General features: G+C 47.4%; 11 protein-coding genes. 6 read left to right on the top strand and 5 right to left on the bottom strand.

Annotated elements, in window-relative coordinates; all coding sequences use genetic code 11:
* Positions 1 to 112 precede the first annotated feature (112 nt).
* The gene (locus WBJ47_RS02870; protein WP_422243257.1) at positions 113 to 787 is read left to right on the top strand and encodes a Crp/Fnr family transcriptional regulator; all 675 of its coding nucleotides are present in this window, start codon (positions 113 to 115) and stop codon (positions 785 to 787) included.
* A 199-nt stretch (positions 788 to 986) separates the two neighbouring features.
* On the opposite strand, the gene WBJ47_RS02865 is transcribed toward WBJ47_RS02870, so the two are convergent.
* The 3 genes from WBJ47_RS02865 to WBJ47_RS02855 form a co-directional block, all read right to left on the bottom strand.
* On the bottom strand, positions 987 to 1274 hold the full coding sequence (locus WBJ47_RS02865) for a hypothetical protein (protein ID WP_422243256.1): 288 nt from the start codon (positions 1272 to 1274) through the stop codon (positions 987 to 989).
* A 3-nt stretch (positions 1275 to 1277) separates the two neighbouring features.
* Positions 1278 to 3518 carry a TonB-dependent receptor gene (locus tag WBJ47_RS02860; protein ID WP_424585277.1) on the bottom strand — a complete coding sequence of 747 codons (2241 nt, stop codon included), beginning with the start codon at positions 3516 to 3518 and terminating at the stop codon, positions 1278 to 1280.
* A gap of 135 nt (positions 3519 to 3653) precedes the next feature.
* Positions 3654 to 4568 (bottom strand): LysR family transcriptional regulator, encoded by a 915-nt coding sequence (locus WBJ47_RS02855; protein WP_424585276.1) that lies wholly within the window; start codon positions 4566 to 4568, stop codon positions 3654 to 3656.
* A gap of 139 nt (positions 4569 to 4707) precedes the next feature.
* Between WBJ47_RS02855 and WBJ47_RS02850 the strand changes: the two genes are divergently transcribed.
* The 3 genes from WBJ47_RS02850 to WBJ47_RS02840 are packed head-to-tail and all read left to right on the top strand — an operon-like array spanning position 4708 to position 7213.
* The gene (locus tag WBJ47_RS02850) at positions 4708 to 5775 is read left to right on the top strand and encodes an Ldh family oxidoreductase (protein ID WP_422245734.1); all 1068 of its coding nucleotides are present in this window, start codon (positions 4708 to 4710) and stop codon (positions 5773 to 5775) included.
* A 19-nt stretch (positions 5776 to 5794) separates the two neighbouring features.
* The gene (locus WBJ47_RS02845; RefSeq protein ID WP_422245735.1) at positions 5795 to 6775 is read left to right on the top strand and encodes a Bug family tripartite tricarboxylate transporter substrate binding protein; all 981 of its coding nucleotides are present in this window, start codon (positions 5795 to 5797) and stop codon (positions 6773 to 6775) included.
* 27 nt (positions 6776 to 6802) lie between these two features.
* A complete protein-coding gene (locus WBJ47_RS02840) occupies positions 6803 to 7213 on the top strand; it encodes a cupin domain-containing protein (protein WP_422245737.1) in 411 nt (136 codons plus the stop codon).
* 10 nt (positions 7214 to 7223) lie between these two features.
* On the opposite strand, the gene WBJ47_RS02835 is transcribed toward WBJ47_RS02840, so the two are convergent.
* Positions 7224 to 8702: a M81 family metallopeptidase gene (locus WBJ47_RS02835; protein ID WP_422245739.1), complete on the bottom strand. Its 1479-nt coding sequence runs from the start codon at positions 8700 to 8702 to the stop codon at positions 7224 to 7226.
* Between the two features lies 1 nt (position 8703).
* Positions 8704 to 9465 carry a TSUP family transporter gene (locus WBJ47_RS02830; protein ID WP_422245741.1) on the bottom strand — a complete coding sequence of 254 codons (762 nt, stop codon included), beginning with the start codon at positions 9463 to 9465 and terminating at the stop codon, positions 8704 to 8706.
* A 184-nt stretch (positions 9466 to 9649) separates the two neighbouring features.
* Here WBJ47_RS02830 and WBJ47_RS02825 point away from each other — a divergent pair, with 184 nt between their 5' ends.
* Together WBJ47_RS02825 and WBJ47_RS02820 are read left to right on the top strand one after the other, a co-directional pair.
* Positions 9650 to 10942, top strand: a complete 1293-nt coding sequence (locus WBJ47_RS02825) for an O-acetylhomoserine aminocarboxypropyltransferase/cysteine synthase family protein (protein WP_422245743.1) — start codon at positions 9650 to 9652, stop codon at positions 10940 to 10942.
* Positions 10943 to 11343: 401 nt separating this feature from the next.
* Positions 11344 to 15826: DUF5801 repeats-in-toxin domain-containing protein (locus WBJ47_RS02820; protein WP_424585275.1), on the top strand; the 4483-nt coding region annotated here is incomplete at its 3' end.

Raw genomic sequence — 15826 nt, 5'->3', positions numbered from 1 at the left:
AGTAATGACTGTTTTGCCTCTTGTTTGTTCGCTATCGCACATACTGCTTGTACCCATCGCGTCACACTGACTATACCGTCTTGGTGAACAACGAATAGATGGGAGAACAACAATGATGATGGTGAATCACATTCTCGAGGAGATGCCTGCTGCAGTATTGAGCCGCTGGCATGATGAGCTCGAAGAAGTCAGCTTAAAGCGCGGGGATGTGCTGTATCAGGCCGGAAGCAAAATGCACTATGGCTATTTCCCTGTCACAGCCATTGTGTCGATATTGTCTGATCTTGAAAATGGATCTTCTGCCGAAGTTGCAGTCATTGGCAACGAAGGCGTCATAGGTGCGAGCATTTTTATGGGTGACTCACTGACTTCGCATTCGGCTGTGGTCTTGAGCGCTGGACAAGGCTATCGGCTAAAAGCGTCTTTGATGCGTGAGGAGTTCAACCAATCGAACGCCGTGATGCAAGTATTGCTCTGCTATATGCAAACGCTTATTGCGCAAATGTGTCAAACGGCCGCCTGCAATCGTCACCACACCCTCAATCAACAGCTCTGTCGTCTCTTACTTTTAATCAATGATCGAATGGAAGGGAATGATGTATTGATGACACAGGAACTCTTGGCGCGGACTTTAGGCGTCAGGCGTGAGGGGGTGACGGAGGCAGCCTTGTTATTACAAAAATCAGGTTTGATTCGTTACTCCAGAGGTCGCATTGAGATACTCGATCGGGCGGGCATTGAAGACCGGTCATGTGAATGTTATGTGAGTGATAAAAAACGCGCTTAAAGGTCGGGTGTTAAACCACTCATCACTGCGATTAGTCTGTGCGATGACGCACAGACCAAGTGTACCGACGCTATTAGTCTTTGCTGATGATTGCAGTTCTCCTGAAAGGAATTCTATGCTTGATACCAAAATCGACTGGGTAGCCAAACGCGGTGATCTCAGGACAACTGCAGAGGCGATGCTATCTAGCGTTGGTAAATTACCCGTAGCTTTGGTTTTGCGCATCGTAACGATTGATGCGTGGACGTAATATTTTTCGAGGTAGTGCTGCGGAGAGAAAGAGTGGATGACGATTCAGCCCCGCAAGCACAAGTGACTGAATCTCTGCTTCTTCGGAAACGTTTTTTGGTAATTGCAGGTTTGCTTTTACCTGAACCGCTTGCGCGCCTGCCGAGAGTCGACCATCCTCCCATTTGGCATGGCAGAGAAGATCTTTGACTATTTTCAAGTCATCCAAACTCAGCACTTTAGAAAGAACGATTTTCATATTTTAGAAATTCAACCTTGTTGTCAACATATAGGTTCGTCCGGCGCCAGGTGAGTAGTGGCCAGAATAGAGAGCTTGTGCGTAGAGTTTGTTGGCGACGTTGTTGACGTTGAATTGAAATGCAATAAAGTCGTTTGGTTTGTACTCGGCCATGAGGCCGACTATGCCGTAGCCAGGAGCTTCCCAGCCAGGATTACGGTTAGGTGATTGTCCACTCATTGCGTTCAAGCCGGCTCCGAGACGTAGTTCTGGTAAGACTCGATAAGTCGTCCAGATGCTGCCCTGACTGATCGGGGTCAAAGATGGACGCTGACCTTGGAGCTCTCCGGCAAGGGATTCTGCGGATGTCGTCGCACCTTCATCGATGACCGCAATAGGAGTCCACGCGTAGGATACGAAAACATCCCATTTCGCAGTGATTCTTCCTGCGGCTTCCATTTCTAAGCCTGCGGCATGACGTTTTCCTGAGAGTAGATACGCGGTATTCGCACTTTCAGGGTCGCGGTTTCGTTCGTTAAATTTGGTAGCATAAAATGCTGATACACGCGCGCTCACACGTTTGCTTGGGTGTTCCCAACGGGTGCCGATTTCGAAGTTTTGGCTTTTTTCTGGTGGGGTGTTTGTGCCCAGTGCGTCGTATTGATACGCATCTCCTGAGGTATTAAAAGAATTTCCCCAGGACCCGTAAAAAGACCATTGCTCATTCGGCTGATATATCGCACCTAGCCTGCCACTCCAGACGCCGTCTGCTCTGTCTCTGCGTGCCTCGGCGGCATTACCTATTGCGGCCTGCCAAAAGTTTCCTTTGAAGTAGTCGTAACGTATACCACCCAAAACCTTGAATGTGCTTGTGAGATGAATAATATCTTGCGCGTATATACCGATTGTTTGAGCCTTGAATGTTCGTCCGTTAGTGAGGTCTCTGAGAGACTCGTTGATCCATGCTCCGTCATTCGGTGTTCCGGCCAAGGTGTTTGGTTTGGCTAACGAAACACCTGGTGGTGTCGTCGCATTCTTATTTAAAAAATCTTCTTGTCCAAGATCAATGCCCGAAAGGATTTCGTGGCGCATTCCAAGCAACTGAACGTCATTTTGATAGTCGATCTGTATCGCGCCGACATCAATCGTCTGGATTTTGTTGTTAGTCCCACGACGAAAGACAGTGCTATCGCTAAAGTTGCTCAGTGTTGTCGGACTACCAAATCTAATAGCACTGGCGCGCTGGTCTCGATCATAGGTCCCGTAGCGGACTGTTGAATTGAGTGTGCCACCATTTTCAAAGGTATGTTGCCAATTTAGCGTTCCATAAGTTGCGCTACTCTGGTTATAGTCGCTTCTCATTCCATAATAGTTTTTAGGATCAAGTGGCAATAGTTGCGTGTCAGATATAGGTGCAGAGGTATCGGATCTCGCCCAGGGGATGCCGTAATTGATGCCGTTATTGCTTTCCAAGGCAAATATAGATGCAGTAATTTGATCTTTTGTGTCTATACCCCAACGGATACTTCCTGCCAGCCCTCTTGAGCTCAAGCTGTTGCCGGCGCCATCGTTTTCTGCGCCGTTGTACATGATGTTGAATCGTGCTGCGGTAGTCTGGCTGAGCTGTTTGTTGAAATCGCCAGTGCTTCGGAAAAACCCATAAGAGCCGACAGTGAGATCAATTTGGTTAAAGTCAGCGAGAAGGGGAACCTTGCTGACTTGATTGACGACACCACCTGTAGACCCCCGACCGAACAACATTGATGCGGAGCCGCGCAGAATCTCTACGCTACTAAAATTGAAAATATCTCTGTTGTAAAACGCTGGGTCGCGAAGTGCATCGACGTAAATATCACCCGATCCCGCGAGAGAAAATCCCCTCAGTCGGATGTCTTCCTCACCGCCTTCACCTGCAAGAAAGGTGACACCTGCCGTATTTTTTAAGACATCTTTCAAGGTGAATAGGTCTCGATCAGCCATGAGCTTTTCAGTAATGATCGTGATGGATTGAGGAATATCTCTAAGCTCTTGGTTGACCTTTCCAATTTTGGAGCGATTGATATATAGGTCATCACGTGAGTCGGGCGCTTCAGTACTTCCTTTGACTGTGATGGGGGCAAGTGTTTGAGCGTCAGGTTTCGAAGTGGCAGCTTCTTCGGCAGAGTTTTGTGGTGGCCGAGAGGTCGTCTGTCCGATTGATTCCGCGTGATAGGTAATACTTCCTGCCAACATGATGGCTGCCAAAGATGCGCTATTGCTATTCATGATTCGTTAATTTCTTGTGAAATATGATTCAAGAAATGTAACACAAATGAGATTGATTCGCATTTGCAATAAAAGCGAGATTGATATTGGGTCATTCTTGTTGCACAAGATGGACTCAGTCAGAGATGACTTGTGTCAGTGGCGGTAGCTAGACAAGCCAAAAGCCCCAACGCGCGCAAGACGTGAAAATTCTGATTCGATCAGTTGTTCGACCATGCTGAAATCTGTAGCCTTGTCACGTTCGCGTCGCTGGGCGAGCACAAGGGTTCTGCTGAGCTGCACGCCAGATATTTGTGTGAGGTGGATGGTTTGGCTATCCAGGTCATCTTTAAATACAGAGACTGGCATGATAGTGGAGTGGCCTCGCTTGATGACCAGTTCCCTGATGGCATCGACAGAGTCGATGATCCCCTCGATTTTCAGGCTGAGATTGAGTGCGCGTAGCTGCTGATCAACAATTCGGGAGTGCAGGCTCGTCATTAAAACAGGGAGTTCTGACAGTTGCTCAACACTTAGGAACTGCGGCTGCCCCTTTTTATAGGTTGAGATTAAGGCGAATGGTTCGTTGATCAATGGTCTGAGTGAAAATTTTCGACCAGATGGAGGATTGGTCACGATGGCCATATCCACGACACCACGCTCAAGCCACTCTAGCAATGCAGGAGTAAAGGCTTCGCGTGCGCGCATTGGCAGAGCGCCTGGGAGCTGCAGACAGCTTTCAAAGAGACCGGGTAATAGCACGCGTCCAAGGGTTGGTGGCACACCCAGGCTGACGCTTGCTGTTTCACTTAGCCCATTTCGTAAGTTTTGACTAACCCGGTCTGCCTCACTCAAGATGCGCTGGGCAGCCTCGTATAGCGTGACACCCGCGGCGGTCATTCGAACCCCCCTAGGGAGGCGTTGTAGCAATTGGGTTCCAAAGCTCTCTTCGAGTTCACGAATTTGACGCGTTAAGGCGGGCTGCGCGATAGCAATTGCTGTGGAGGCCGACGTAAAGCTCCCTGCATCAACGACAGCAACAAAATATCTTAAGGCTTTTAAATTATTCATGTGCTTAATATATCAAAATGATATGGCAGTTGAAAAATTTGATATTGGACTGTTAGGCGACATATTTCTAGAATAAATGAAATCGTTCAGGTTTTTAGGTAAATTAGTTGCAAAGACCGAAAATTTAGTCTCAAAAAAAATGACAATACATAACAATTCAGTATCCGTTCCGTTTGACGTGCTCTCCGCGTTTATCGCTCGTGCATTTGTTGCAGTTGGCATTTCTGATGACGATTCAAAAAAAATCGCCCGTTTAATGGCGAGCGCAGATCTTCAGGGCTCCGACGGACACGGCGTGATTCGCTTGCCCCAATACGTCAAGCGGATTTTGGCGGGCGGCATCAACAAGCATCCGAAAATCGAGGCTCACTCCACGGCTCAGGCGGTAGCGGTTGTCGATGGTGACAATGGCATGGGTCATCTGGTAGTGTCTAAGGCTGTTGACCTGGCGATTGAAAAGGCCCGTACTCAAGGTGTCGCATGGGTTGGCACACGCAATAGCAATCATGCGGGTCCTGCTTCTCTCTATGCAACGATGCCTGTCAAGCACGACATGATCGGTTTGTACTTTGCGGTGGGAAATGCCAATCATTTACCGCCATGGGGTGGGATGGATATGCTGTTGTCCACCAATCCGATTTCTGCCGGCATTCCTGCAGGAAAGGAAAATCCAATTGTGCTTGACATGGCCACCACTGTCGCGGCTTATGGCAAGGTCAAAGCAAAAGCAAAAGCCGGTCAAATGATGCCTGAGGGCTGGATGATTGATCGCCAGGGGCAGCCGCTGCTCGATCCCAAACGTTCAGAAGAGGGATTTTTGTTGCCAATTGGCGGGTACAAGGGCTATGGCCTTGCGCTCATTGTTGGCATTTTAGCGGGGACCTTGCAAGGCGCAGCGATGGGCAAGGATGTCATTGATTTCAACAAAGACCATGTGACGCCGACTAATACTGGTCAAGCGATTTTGGTGTTGAATTTAGCCGCGTTTGGTGGTTCTGAGCTGTTTAAGGGTGCGATAGACACTTTGATCCGTGACATCAAAGGATCACAACGCCTACCAAATGTGGAACGTATTTGGTTGCCGGGTGAGCAAAGTCATGCGCGACGCATGGACTATGCGGAGCACGGTATCCCGATTGCAGCAGGTGTCGTCAAAGAACTGGCTTCGCTTTCAAGTGACTTAGGCATTCCTGCTTTGTCAGTTTAAAAATTAACTGGAGAAGACAATGAAAGTATTTAAATCCGTTGCATTGCTTGTACAAGCTGTCGCACTGACCGTTGCCTCTTGGGGCGTCAGCGCTCAGGCCAATTACCCTGACAAACCGATTCGCATGATTATTCCTTTAGCGACGGGGAGTGCTGTGGACAATGCCTTACGCTTAGTTGCTCAAAACATGGCTGCCAGCATGGGTCAGCCGATTGTCATTGAAAACGTGCCTGGATCGTCTGGTTTGATCGGTGCGGATCGTATGTTGAAAATGCCTGCAGATGGTTACACCATCGGCGGTGTGAATGACAGCATCCTCACGATGGTGCCACACATTAATCCTAATACAACATTCAATACACTCAAGGATTTTGCACCAATTTCGTTGCTCGGGACGATTGAGTGGGGCGTTGTCGTCAAAACAGACTCACCCTTTAAAACGATTGAGGATCTGATCAAATTTGCTAAAGCCAACCCTGACAAGCTGACCTTTGGCTCAGGTGGCGTGGGTAGTCCCCAGCATATTGCGATGGCGTTGTTGATGCAGCGTGCAGGTATGAAGCTCGTGCATGTGCCTTACAAGGGTGCAACACAAGCAGCAGTCGGTGCGGCAGCAGGCGAGGTGGATGTATCGTTTCAAGGTTTAGGGACAGCAGCAGCGCTGATCAATGGCGGCAAGCTGCGTTTATTGGCGTTGTCCACACCAGCACCGTTGCCACAGTTCGCGGGTGTCCCCACGATTGATCAATCCGCTTTGCCCGGATTTTTCTTTAATTCATGGGCTGCAATGGTCGCTCCAGCAAAAACACCTAAAGCCATTGTTGAAAAGCTTTCAGCCGAAGCGCGCAAGGCAATGGATAACGCTGATATTCGCGAGCGTTTCACCAAACTGGGCATCACTATTCGCGGCACGACACCTGCTGAGTTCGAGGCGGCTTTAAAAAAGCAGTTTGAACTGTATGGCAAAGTGATCAAAGACAACAATATCAAAGCTGAGTAATTTGAATACTGAATAAGGGTGATTAAAATGACTGAAACTTTAAAACACGCAGTCTTGCGTCCAGATCAAATCAAGAGTCATGATCGTGGGGGTGGCGCGAAGACCATCCCTCTCGTGACAGCGGCTACGGGCGCGAAAGCGTTCATCAATGGCATCACGGAGTTTGGACCCGGTGCAGAGATTCCATTTCATAGCCATAACTGTGAAGAAAGTGTCATCCTTCTTGAAGGAGAAGCGTTCCTTGATATCGCGGGTGAGGTGCACGAAGTCAAGGCGCACGACACAACATGGATTCCACCCAATGTGTCTCACCGATTCCGCAACAAATCCAACACACAGGGCATGAAGATTCTGTGGACGTACGCGTCACCAATGGCGACACGTACGCTCACGGAAAGTGGCGAGACGCGCTATATCGCGGCTGAGCATAACAAGTAAAGCCAAAGCTTCAAGACCATGCGGTATCCATCTCAAAGGGATAGACAGGGCGCGTGAGTTTTGTATAGGGAAAACGGGTGTGATCCGCGCCCGTGACACCACCGCCATCGCACTCCACGAGTGCTTTGGCGAGTGGAGCAAAAACGGGACGACAGTACATCCGTGATTTAAGCAAAACAAAGCGATGGCTCGGCGCATCAATGCCGATATGAGAAAAAATCCCTAAGTCCCAATGCTCTTGAGGCGTCTCTGTAATCATAATTTTTGCTTGAGGAAGATCCAAGCAAACGGTGCGACCCATATGGATACGCTGTCCCGTATAGGTCGGGCCCGATACAATGTATTGTCCATCAGAGATCGCTGACACGACACCCGTCAAGGGTCGATGTGGGTGAGTGATACCAAGTTGTGTCAACGGAACCTTGTCACCAATCTGCAGCGTTACGGTTGCCTTGAGTCCAGCCTTGATGAGTAAATCAACGGCTTCAGGATCACATATCGGACCGACGACAATGTCTTCTAACCCTTGTTTGAGGGCTTCATGCAAAACATTCATGTCGTCGCAAGTTCCGCCTGACATGCAATTGTCACCATGATCCAGCAATAAGACGGGGCCAGAGCCCGGTTGTGCGGCGAGATTTTTAGCACGTGCAATCGATGTCGCAAGAGGTTCGTTTTTATAGATGAAATCGCTGCGAGCTGACCAGATAAAGTCTGCAATGTTCTGTGCAACGGCATCGGCTGCTTGAGGGTCATTGTCACTCACGACCACCACGCTAATGCAGGGGGCTGCAATATCGGCGAGAGAAAAGCCGGCCAGCACAGAGACGCCGAGCATCCCTTTTGCTTCAGCTTCTTTAGCGAGCTTGACGGCCTCGTGCATTGGGCCGATGTCCGTTCGGCTACAAAGCGTGTTGAGCATCAAAGGTAAGCGGCGCCAGGCGAGTGTAGGTTTGATTTTCTGATTAAGCATCTCAATCAGCAGGCGTCCGGCATGCGCGCCGGTTTCATACATATCGACATGCGGATAGGTTTTAAAACTAATCACGATGTCGCTATTGTTGATGATCTTGTCGGTCATCTTGCCATGCAGGTCAAAGGCGACAGCGATGGGTGCGTGAGGCAAGGCAGTGCGCACACGCTCAAGTAGGTCGCCTTCTCCATCATCAGAGTTTTCGGCAACCATGGCGCCGTGCAGGTCTAGGGCGACCGCATCGCAACCCTGTGCAGCAGAGACGATCGTGTCGCATAGGTGCGTATAGGCAGCAGCACTCACGGTACCACTTGGGTTTGCCATCGCACTACAGGCGACAACCACTTCATGTCCCGCTTGCTCTAAGACATCAATATAGGCCGCGATCCCTGTTCGCGTATTTTTTAATGCGCTGTATGCCTCGGCACTATAAAGAGGTTCAAACGATGCCAAGGGCGTGGCGATCGGTGAGAAAGTATTGGTTTCGTGATTAAGCCTAGCGACAAGGATTTTCATATCAGTTCAGAATAACCTTAAGAGAGGAATACATGAGGCCTAGTCCGGTGGCGAGGAGCAAGGCTGTCACTAATAGTTGTGCGACTCTGCGACTCAAGTTCACAGGGTATTTGAGTTGCAAGATGGTGGCGATGGTGATGGCGGGGAAGGCAATGGCAGAGAGAATGATTGCATTCATTGTCAACTCACCCGTCAGGAGTGCGATGACGAGACGGGCTGCAGACGTCACACCGAAAATAATAAAAAGATAATGTCGAACCAGATCTTTGTCGAGTGGCTGACTATAGAGGTGGTACACCAAGGGCGGTCCTGGGGTTGCAAACATACCGCCAAGAATACCGGTTAAAAAGCCTGCAGTCAGCGTCGAGGATTTACTTGAATTTTTACGCGCATTTGTATTGATCATAAATAGCGCGATGGCCGAGGCAAAAATACAGATGCCAAGAATCAGTCTCAGTGTTGTGATGCCATTGTCTGTAAACCAGGATAAAGAAATAAAGCCAACGACTAAACCGATCATGCTTGAGATGAGCATTGGTTTTAGAAGCGGGCCGATCGAGATACGTGGCGATTTGCTCAAGTAAACAAGGTTGTTTGCGATCGACAGGATGCATGCAATATTGGCAGCATCTGCAATAGAGATAATTTGCAGTGCACCAGTGAGTCCAACCAAAATTAAGCCAAAGGCAAAACCAGTGAGGTTTTGACAAAAGGCGGCAAGGAGAGCGATGGAGATAAATGCGGCATATTGCACGAGTGACATGATCTGTTGATTCCTGACTGCTTACCAAAAATAGCTTAAAAATCTTACCTTTGAGACTTTAAACGATTCTATTGATATACACGTTAGGATTGGCATAAGCTCAATTGAAAAATATCTTTAGAACACGTAAATATGCGTCTAAATGATGATATTTTGGAAGTTAAGTTAACTTAAGGAGTGAAATATGACGGATCATAAAAAAAACTGGAAGCTTGAAACAGTCGCTGTACACGGCGGATACAGCCCAGATCCCACGACACGTGCTGTCGCGGTACCCATTTATCAAACCGTTGCCTTTGCTTTTGACAATACCCAGCACGGTGCTGACCTGTTTGATTTGAAAGTGCCAGGCAATATTTACACGCGCATTATGAATCCCACGCAAGATGTGTTGGAACAGCGCGTGGCAGCCCTGGAGGGTGGTATTGCGGCTCTGGCTCTGGCTTCTGGACAAGCGGCGGTGACGTATGCCATCCAGACCATTGCTGAGGCAGGAGATAACATCGTTTCCTCTAGCACGTTGTATGGCGGGACTTACAACCTTTTTGCACATACCTTGCCACTTTCTGGCATCACAACGCGTTTTGCAGATCCGCGTGACCTCGCATCTTTTGAGCCACTCATCGATGAGAAAACAAAAGCAATCTTTGCTGAGTCAGTGGGTAATCCCCTTGGTAATGTGACGGATATTGCGGCCCTTGCTGAAATCGCGCATCGTCACGGCATCCCACTCATTATTGACAACACTGTACCGTCGCCATATTTGTTGCGTCCGATTGAACACGGTGCGGATATTGTGGTGCAGTCACTGACCAAATATCTAGGAGGTCATGGCACAAGTTTGGGCGGAGCCATTATTGACTCAGGTAAATTTCCTTGGGCGGAGCACAAAGTGCGGTTCAAGCGTTTAAACGAGCCTGATGTGAGTTATCACGGCGTTGTGTATACAGAGGCGTTTGGACCTGCCGCCTATATTGGCCGTGCACGGGTGGTGCCCCTTCGCAATACTGGCGCTGCGATTTCGCCCTTCAATGCCTTTCTGATTTTGCAAGGGATTGAGACCTTAGCCTTGCGAGTGGATCGTATTACAGAAAATGCGATGAAGATTGCTCAATATCTGAAGACCCACAAAAAAGTGGACTGGGTGAGTTTTGCAGGTTTACCTGAGCATCCTGATCACGCTTTGGTAAAAAAATATCTTTCAGGAAAAGCCCCCGGCTTGTTTACGTTTGGGGTCAAGGGTGGACGAGAGGCGGGTGCACGCTTTCAAGATGCTCTCCAACTCTTTACTCGGTTGGTCAATATTGGTGATTCAAAGTCACTTGCAACACATCCTGCTTCTACGACGCATCGTCAGCTCAATCCAGAAGAGCTTGCACGCGCTGGTGTCAAAGAGGAAACCGTGCGGTTGTCGATCGGGATTGAGCACATCGATGATTTGATTGCTGATTTAGAGCAGGCGTTAGAAGCTGTTTAATGATTAAGGCCCCCCTTCTATATATTTATGGGGGGCAATAGATTGAACCTGATTTTTCGGTAAAAATTGTGGAGATTCATTAACCTTTAGGTAATTTGTTTCCATGAACATTTTATTTATTGCTGCTACTAGTTAATCAGCTGATCTATACGTATATTTACCATTAGATATGTCGTCACGATCAGTGCATGATCTTGATTTTATATACATAAATATTAAAAATAATATATCTATTCAAGATATCCCTCAGATATTTACAACTCTTCATAGGTTGGATAGTCTCAAATAGAGTCCTTGAGCATGATGAAGGCTAGTGAGTCATATAAGTTTTGAGCTCATCCTAGCGAATTCATCATTGTCAGTAGCCATATTTAAAAGCTGCTGTTCTCAAGGAGCATGACATGTCAAAAAAATCAAACTCTTCGCGCCTGAAGTCTGCAAATAAACTGATCCAAGACGAGAGCAGCGTCATTTCAGAAAACCCGTTTGCAGAGAAGTTGCAGTCGTCTGGTAGCGCGCGTACTAAAAATGCTGAGAAATCAAAATCTGTTAGTGTGGAAGATCAGGTAATTTCTAATTCTGATGAAATTAAAGATGATTTAACCAACGATATCTTTACACCTGATTTACCCAAAATTATTTCTACTCAATCCGAACCCATCGCTATGAGTTCTGTTGTGGCAAAGAACGGTAATCAATCTGGATCGTCTGGAAATGCGGATTCAACAAGTAATGAATCTCCACCTCATGAGTCGTCCCATAATGACTCAACTCACAATGGTTCGAACAGCAATGGTTCCAACAGCAATGGTTCCAACAGCAATGGATCAAATAACAGTGGATCTAGTCATGACGATTCAAATCATGACGATTCAAATCACAATGAGACCAATGACGGTTGTGAAACCGAAGAACCAGAAATCTGTGTTGAGCAGCCCGTTTGTGAGGACAATCCAGATGAATCCTGTTCACTCGCTGTGTTAACGGGAGTTTCAGTCAGTCTTGATGAGTCATCCGCTCTACAAAATGCAGCAACTTCAATTGTTGTTGGTGATAGTGATGATAATGATATCAGCGTGAGTAAATTACCCGCTGCGTTTGCATCACGCTTAACTGCGCTAAATGTTGGCTCACCACTCGAGTCAGCGTTGAGTGGCTACGATGGTGCCGCGGGTAAAAATGTTTTCAATTTACCCTCTGGGGGTCTTGTTGCTGGCATGTCGTTAACGAACGCATCTGGTGCTCTGTTAGTAGGTGAGGATAGTGGATTAAAAACTCTGTCTGGTGAAGCAATTTATCTATCTAATGATGAAATAAATACAGACATCGTTCTTGGCAAAACGGAGTCTGGCGAAATTGTTTTTGCGGTGTATTTGGAGCAAACCTCCTTGCCTGTTCAGGGCGGCGCCTTATGGACTGTTTTATATGAACCTCTGTTCCACAACGACTCGACAAATCACGATGACCAGTTAAGTTTAGATGGTCTCGTTTTTGTGAAATTAGATTCTTTAGGATCTGAACTTCTTGATACAGCTACACCTGGTCAGCACCTGTTTTTTATGGTCGGAGATGCTGATGCGGGATATGTCGTAACAGGACGGGATCCCGCCAATCAGTCTGAAGGCATCAATCCAAATAAAGGCGATCGTGTCAATGTGAGTAATGGAGGAGGTAGTGGATCAATTGGTGTAAATAACCAGATGATTGATCCACCAGCAAAGTCAGGGAGTAGTCAAAATAACTCTGGAGAGGGAGTTGTTTTTACTTTTGTGACAAATCCTAATGCCTCTTTTACTGGTGAAAACCTGAGTCAGACAGAGGCTGATGTTGAGGCGAATATACGCTTTGGTGGATTGAGTAATGTTGAAACGGCAACATTTACAGTCAGTCAGACTCAGCCAGTTAAAGCCGCTACTGTAAAAATTTCTGCCTACACAACAAGTGTTGAGACAGGTGCTGATTATATTGATGGTTTGCTAGATGATGATGTTTCAGTGGACGTTATTGGTGTAAAAGTATTGAATAGTCTTGGTGTCGTGCTTGCTAATTCAGATGGTTCGGTTGTTAACCCACTGATTCAAATTAGCTTTAATGATGGTTCTGCAATCGTTAAAGGTGTAAAAGCAGATTATCAGATTGAGTATGAAACCTCTGGAACTCACAATCGAGTGCTGATAGAGAACCCAGGCTCTTCAGATAAAAATTTCAATTCTGCATTTGATATCGGTAGCTTTAGCTACGAGCAGCCATGCACTGAAATTATTAGTGTTGGTGAATTCATTGTTTTTGAAGATTCCGGACCTTCGACGGGTTTCAATCCAGTTGCTTATTTAGATGATGATGCATTGTCGGGTGGCAATGCAGGAGGCATTAGTGATGCCTCACCAAATCAACAAAATACTTCAGGCGTGCTTGCACATCTGTTTGGCACTGATGGTTCTGGATCGATTGCATGGTTAACGTCAGGCTCGCCATCAGGATTTGACTATGTGTCAGATGGTAACAGTTTGTTGATTAAACAGGGTGCTACTACTGTTTTGACGTTGACTCTTAATACTTCTACAGGCGCATATGTTGTCACTCAAAATGCAGCTGTTGATCATGATCCAGGCATGAATGAAAATGATCAGGTTTTTGTCGTGGGCTATCGCGTCTCAGACGGTGATGGGGACGAAGCCGAGGGCAATTTATTGTTGATGGTCGATGATGATACTCCTGTTGTGATTCAAAATACCATTGTTCATCTTGATGATGATGCGTTGGAAAATGGAAATCCAGGTGGTGTGGGGGATGCCAATCCGGATGTACTAAATGCAACAGGTTCTCTAGGTATTAGTTTCGGTGCAGATGGTCCGGGATCTGTTTCTTGGTTTACGACGGGCGCCCCTGCCGGCTTTACCTATGAGTTATCAGATGATGATTTATTGGTTAAGCAGGATGGCGTCACTGTCATGACTGTTTCTTTTGATTTAGAAACCAGTTCATATTCAGTGACACAGAATGCTCCAGTGATGCATGCTTCTGGTCTGGATGAAAATGATCAAAATTTTCAAATTAGTTTTGCCGTTACAGATGCAGATGACGACACGGTTCGCGGCACTTTGTCTATTCGAGTGGATGATGACACGCCAGTTGTGGAGTGTTTGCCTATTGTTAAGCTAGATGATGATGCTTTGCCAGTTGGCAATCCTGGTGGTATTGGCGATGACAGTCCTGATGTTGTAAACGCCACAGGTATGTTGGTGAGTAGTTTTGGTGCGGATGGTCCTGGTTCCATAGAATGGATTTCTTCTGGGGCACCAGCAGGTTTCACTTATCAAGTATCGGGTGATAGCTTGTTGATTAAACAAGGCGTTGTCACTGTTATTACCGTATCCATGGATCCTATTTCAGGTTCTTATACGGTGGTACAAAACGCTCCAGTCATGCATCCGCCAGGAATGAATGAAAATGATTTGGCGCTGCATGTGAGTTATTCAGTCACGGATGCCGATCAAGATTGTGTTATTGGTTCAATGTTGATTTGTATTGATGACGATACACCTGTAGTGAGCTGTAGTCCTGTTGTGCATTTAGATGATGACGCATTGCCTGGTGGAAATCCAGGTGGAATTGGTGATGCTGATCCTGATGTTTCGAACGCATCTGGTGTTATTACTGTGAGTTTTGGTGCAGATGGCTTGGGATCATTAGATTGGATTGCTAGTGGAGCACCTGTCGGATTTACTTATGAGGTTTCAGGGGACACATTATCGATTAAGCAAGGTTCAACGACCGTTATTACAGCGCTGTTAGATTCTGAAACTGGTGCTTATTCAGTTGTTCAAAATGCTCCAGTGATGCACGCACCCGGTTTGAACGAGAATGATCAAAATTTCCTCTTGTCTTATCGTGCAGTTGATGCAGATGGTGATTCAGTTACTGGGTCTATTTTTGTTGTTGTTGATGACGATACTCCTGTTGTGGCATGTCTTGTAACTGCTCAATTAGACGATGATGCATTGCCAGGTGGTAATCTTGGCGGCATCGGTGATGTATCACCAGACACTGCTAATACATCCGGTACTCTTGTATTTAGTGTTGGCGCAGATGGACTTGGATCCATTAATTGGCTTACAACAGGTGCTCCAGTTGGCTTTACTTACGAAGCCAGTGGCGACGACCTCTTGGTCAAGCAGGGTGCGGTCACTGTTATGACACTCTTGCTGAACACAGAGACAGGTGCCTATACGGTCACACAGAACGCCCCGATCATGCATGCTGAAGGACTGGACGAGAATGACCAGGACTTTAGCTTCGCTTACTTAGTCACTGACGCTGATGGCGACAGTGCGACTGGTGAGCTGATGGTCTCGGTCGATGATGACACCCCTGTGGTGACTGAGAATGCCCTTGTCCAGCTCGACGATGATGCACTGGCAGGAGGCAACCCTGGTGGCTTCGGTGATGTCAATCCTGACACCGCCAACACCTCGGGCACACTGGGCTATAGCTTCGGTGCGGATGGTGCCGGATCGTTTGCTTGGCTCACCACAGGTGCACCTGCAGGCTTTACTTACCAAGTCAGTGGCGACGACCTCTTGGTCAAGCAAGGTGCAGTGACTATGATGACTCTGGCTCTGGATACAGAGACTGGTGCCTACACGGTTACCCAGAACGCACCGATCATGCATGTTGAAGGTCTGGATGAGAATGACCAGAGCTTTAGCTTCGCATACTTGGTCACTGATGCCGATGGCGACAGTGCTGCAGGTCAGCTGCTGGTTGCAGTGGATGATGACACGCCTGTCGTGGTGGAGAACGCGATTGTTCTACTCGACGATGATGCGCTGGCAGGAGGCAACCCTGGCGGTATTGCAGATGCATCTCCTGATACACAAAACA

Source organism: Zwartia sp., assembly GCF_049655405.1.
Taxonomy (GTDB): Bacteria; Pseudomonadota; Gammaproteobacteria; order Burkholderiales; family Burkholderiaceae_B; genus Zwartia.
Note: the sequence above shows the minus strand (reverse complement) of the source record. Positions and strands in the feature narration are given on the sequence as shown.

Coding starts and splice junctions, on each gene's coding strand:
- WBJ47_RS02845 (WP_422245735.1), top strand. CDS start 5,795: ATGAAAGTATTTAAATCCGTTGCATTGCTTGTACAAGCTGTCGCACTG.
- WBJ47_RS02830 (WP_422245741.1), bottom strand. CDS start 9,465: ATGTCACTCGTGCAATATGCCGCATTTATCTCCATCGCTCTCCTTGCC.
- WBJ47_RS02870 (WP_422243257.1), top strand. CDS start 113: ATGATGATGGTGAATCACATTCTCGAGGAGATGCCTGCTGCAGTATTG.
- WBJ47_RS02850 (WP_422245734.1), top strand. CDS start 4,708: ATGACAATACATAACAATTCAGTATCCGTTCCGTTTGACGTGCTCTCC.
- WBJ47_RS02825 (WP_422245743.1), top strand. CDS start 9,650: ATGACGGATCATAAAAAAAACTGGAAGCTTGAAACAGTCGCTGTACAC.
- WBJ47_RS02840 (WP_422245737.1), top strand. CDS start 6,803: ATGACTGAAACTTTAAAACACGCAGTCTTGCGTCCAGATCAAATCAAG.
- WBJ47_RS02835 (WP_422245739.1), bottom strand. CDS start 8,702: ATGAAAATCCTTGTCGCTAGGCTTAATCACGAAACCAATACTTTCTCA.
- WBJ47_RS02860 (WP_424585277.1), bottom strand. CDS start 3,518: ATGAATAGCAATAGCGCATCTTTGGCAGCCATCATGTTGGCAGGAAGT.
- WBJ47_RS02855 (WP_424585276.1), bottom strand. CDS start 4,568: ATGAATAATTTAAAAGCCTTAAGATATTTTGTTGCTGTCGTTGATGCA.
- WBJ47_RS02865 (WP_422243256.1), bottom strand. CDS start 1,274: ATGAAAATCGTTCTTTCTAAAGTGCTGAGTTTGGATGACTTGAAAATA.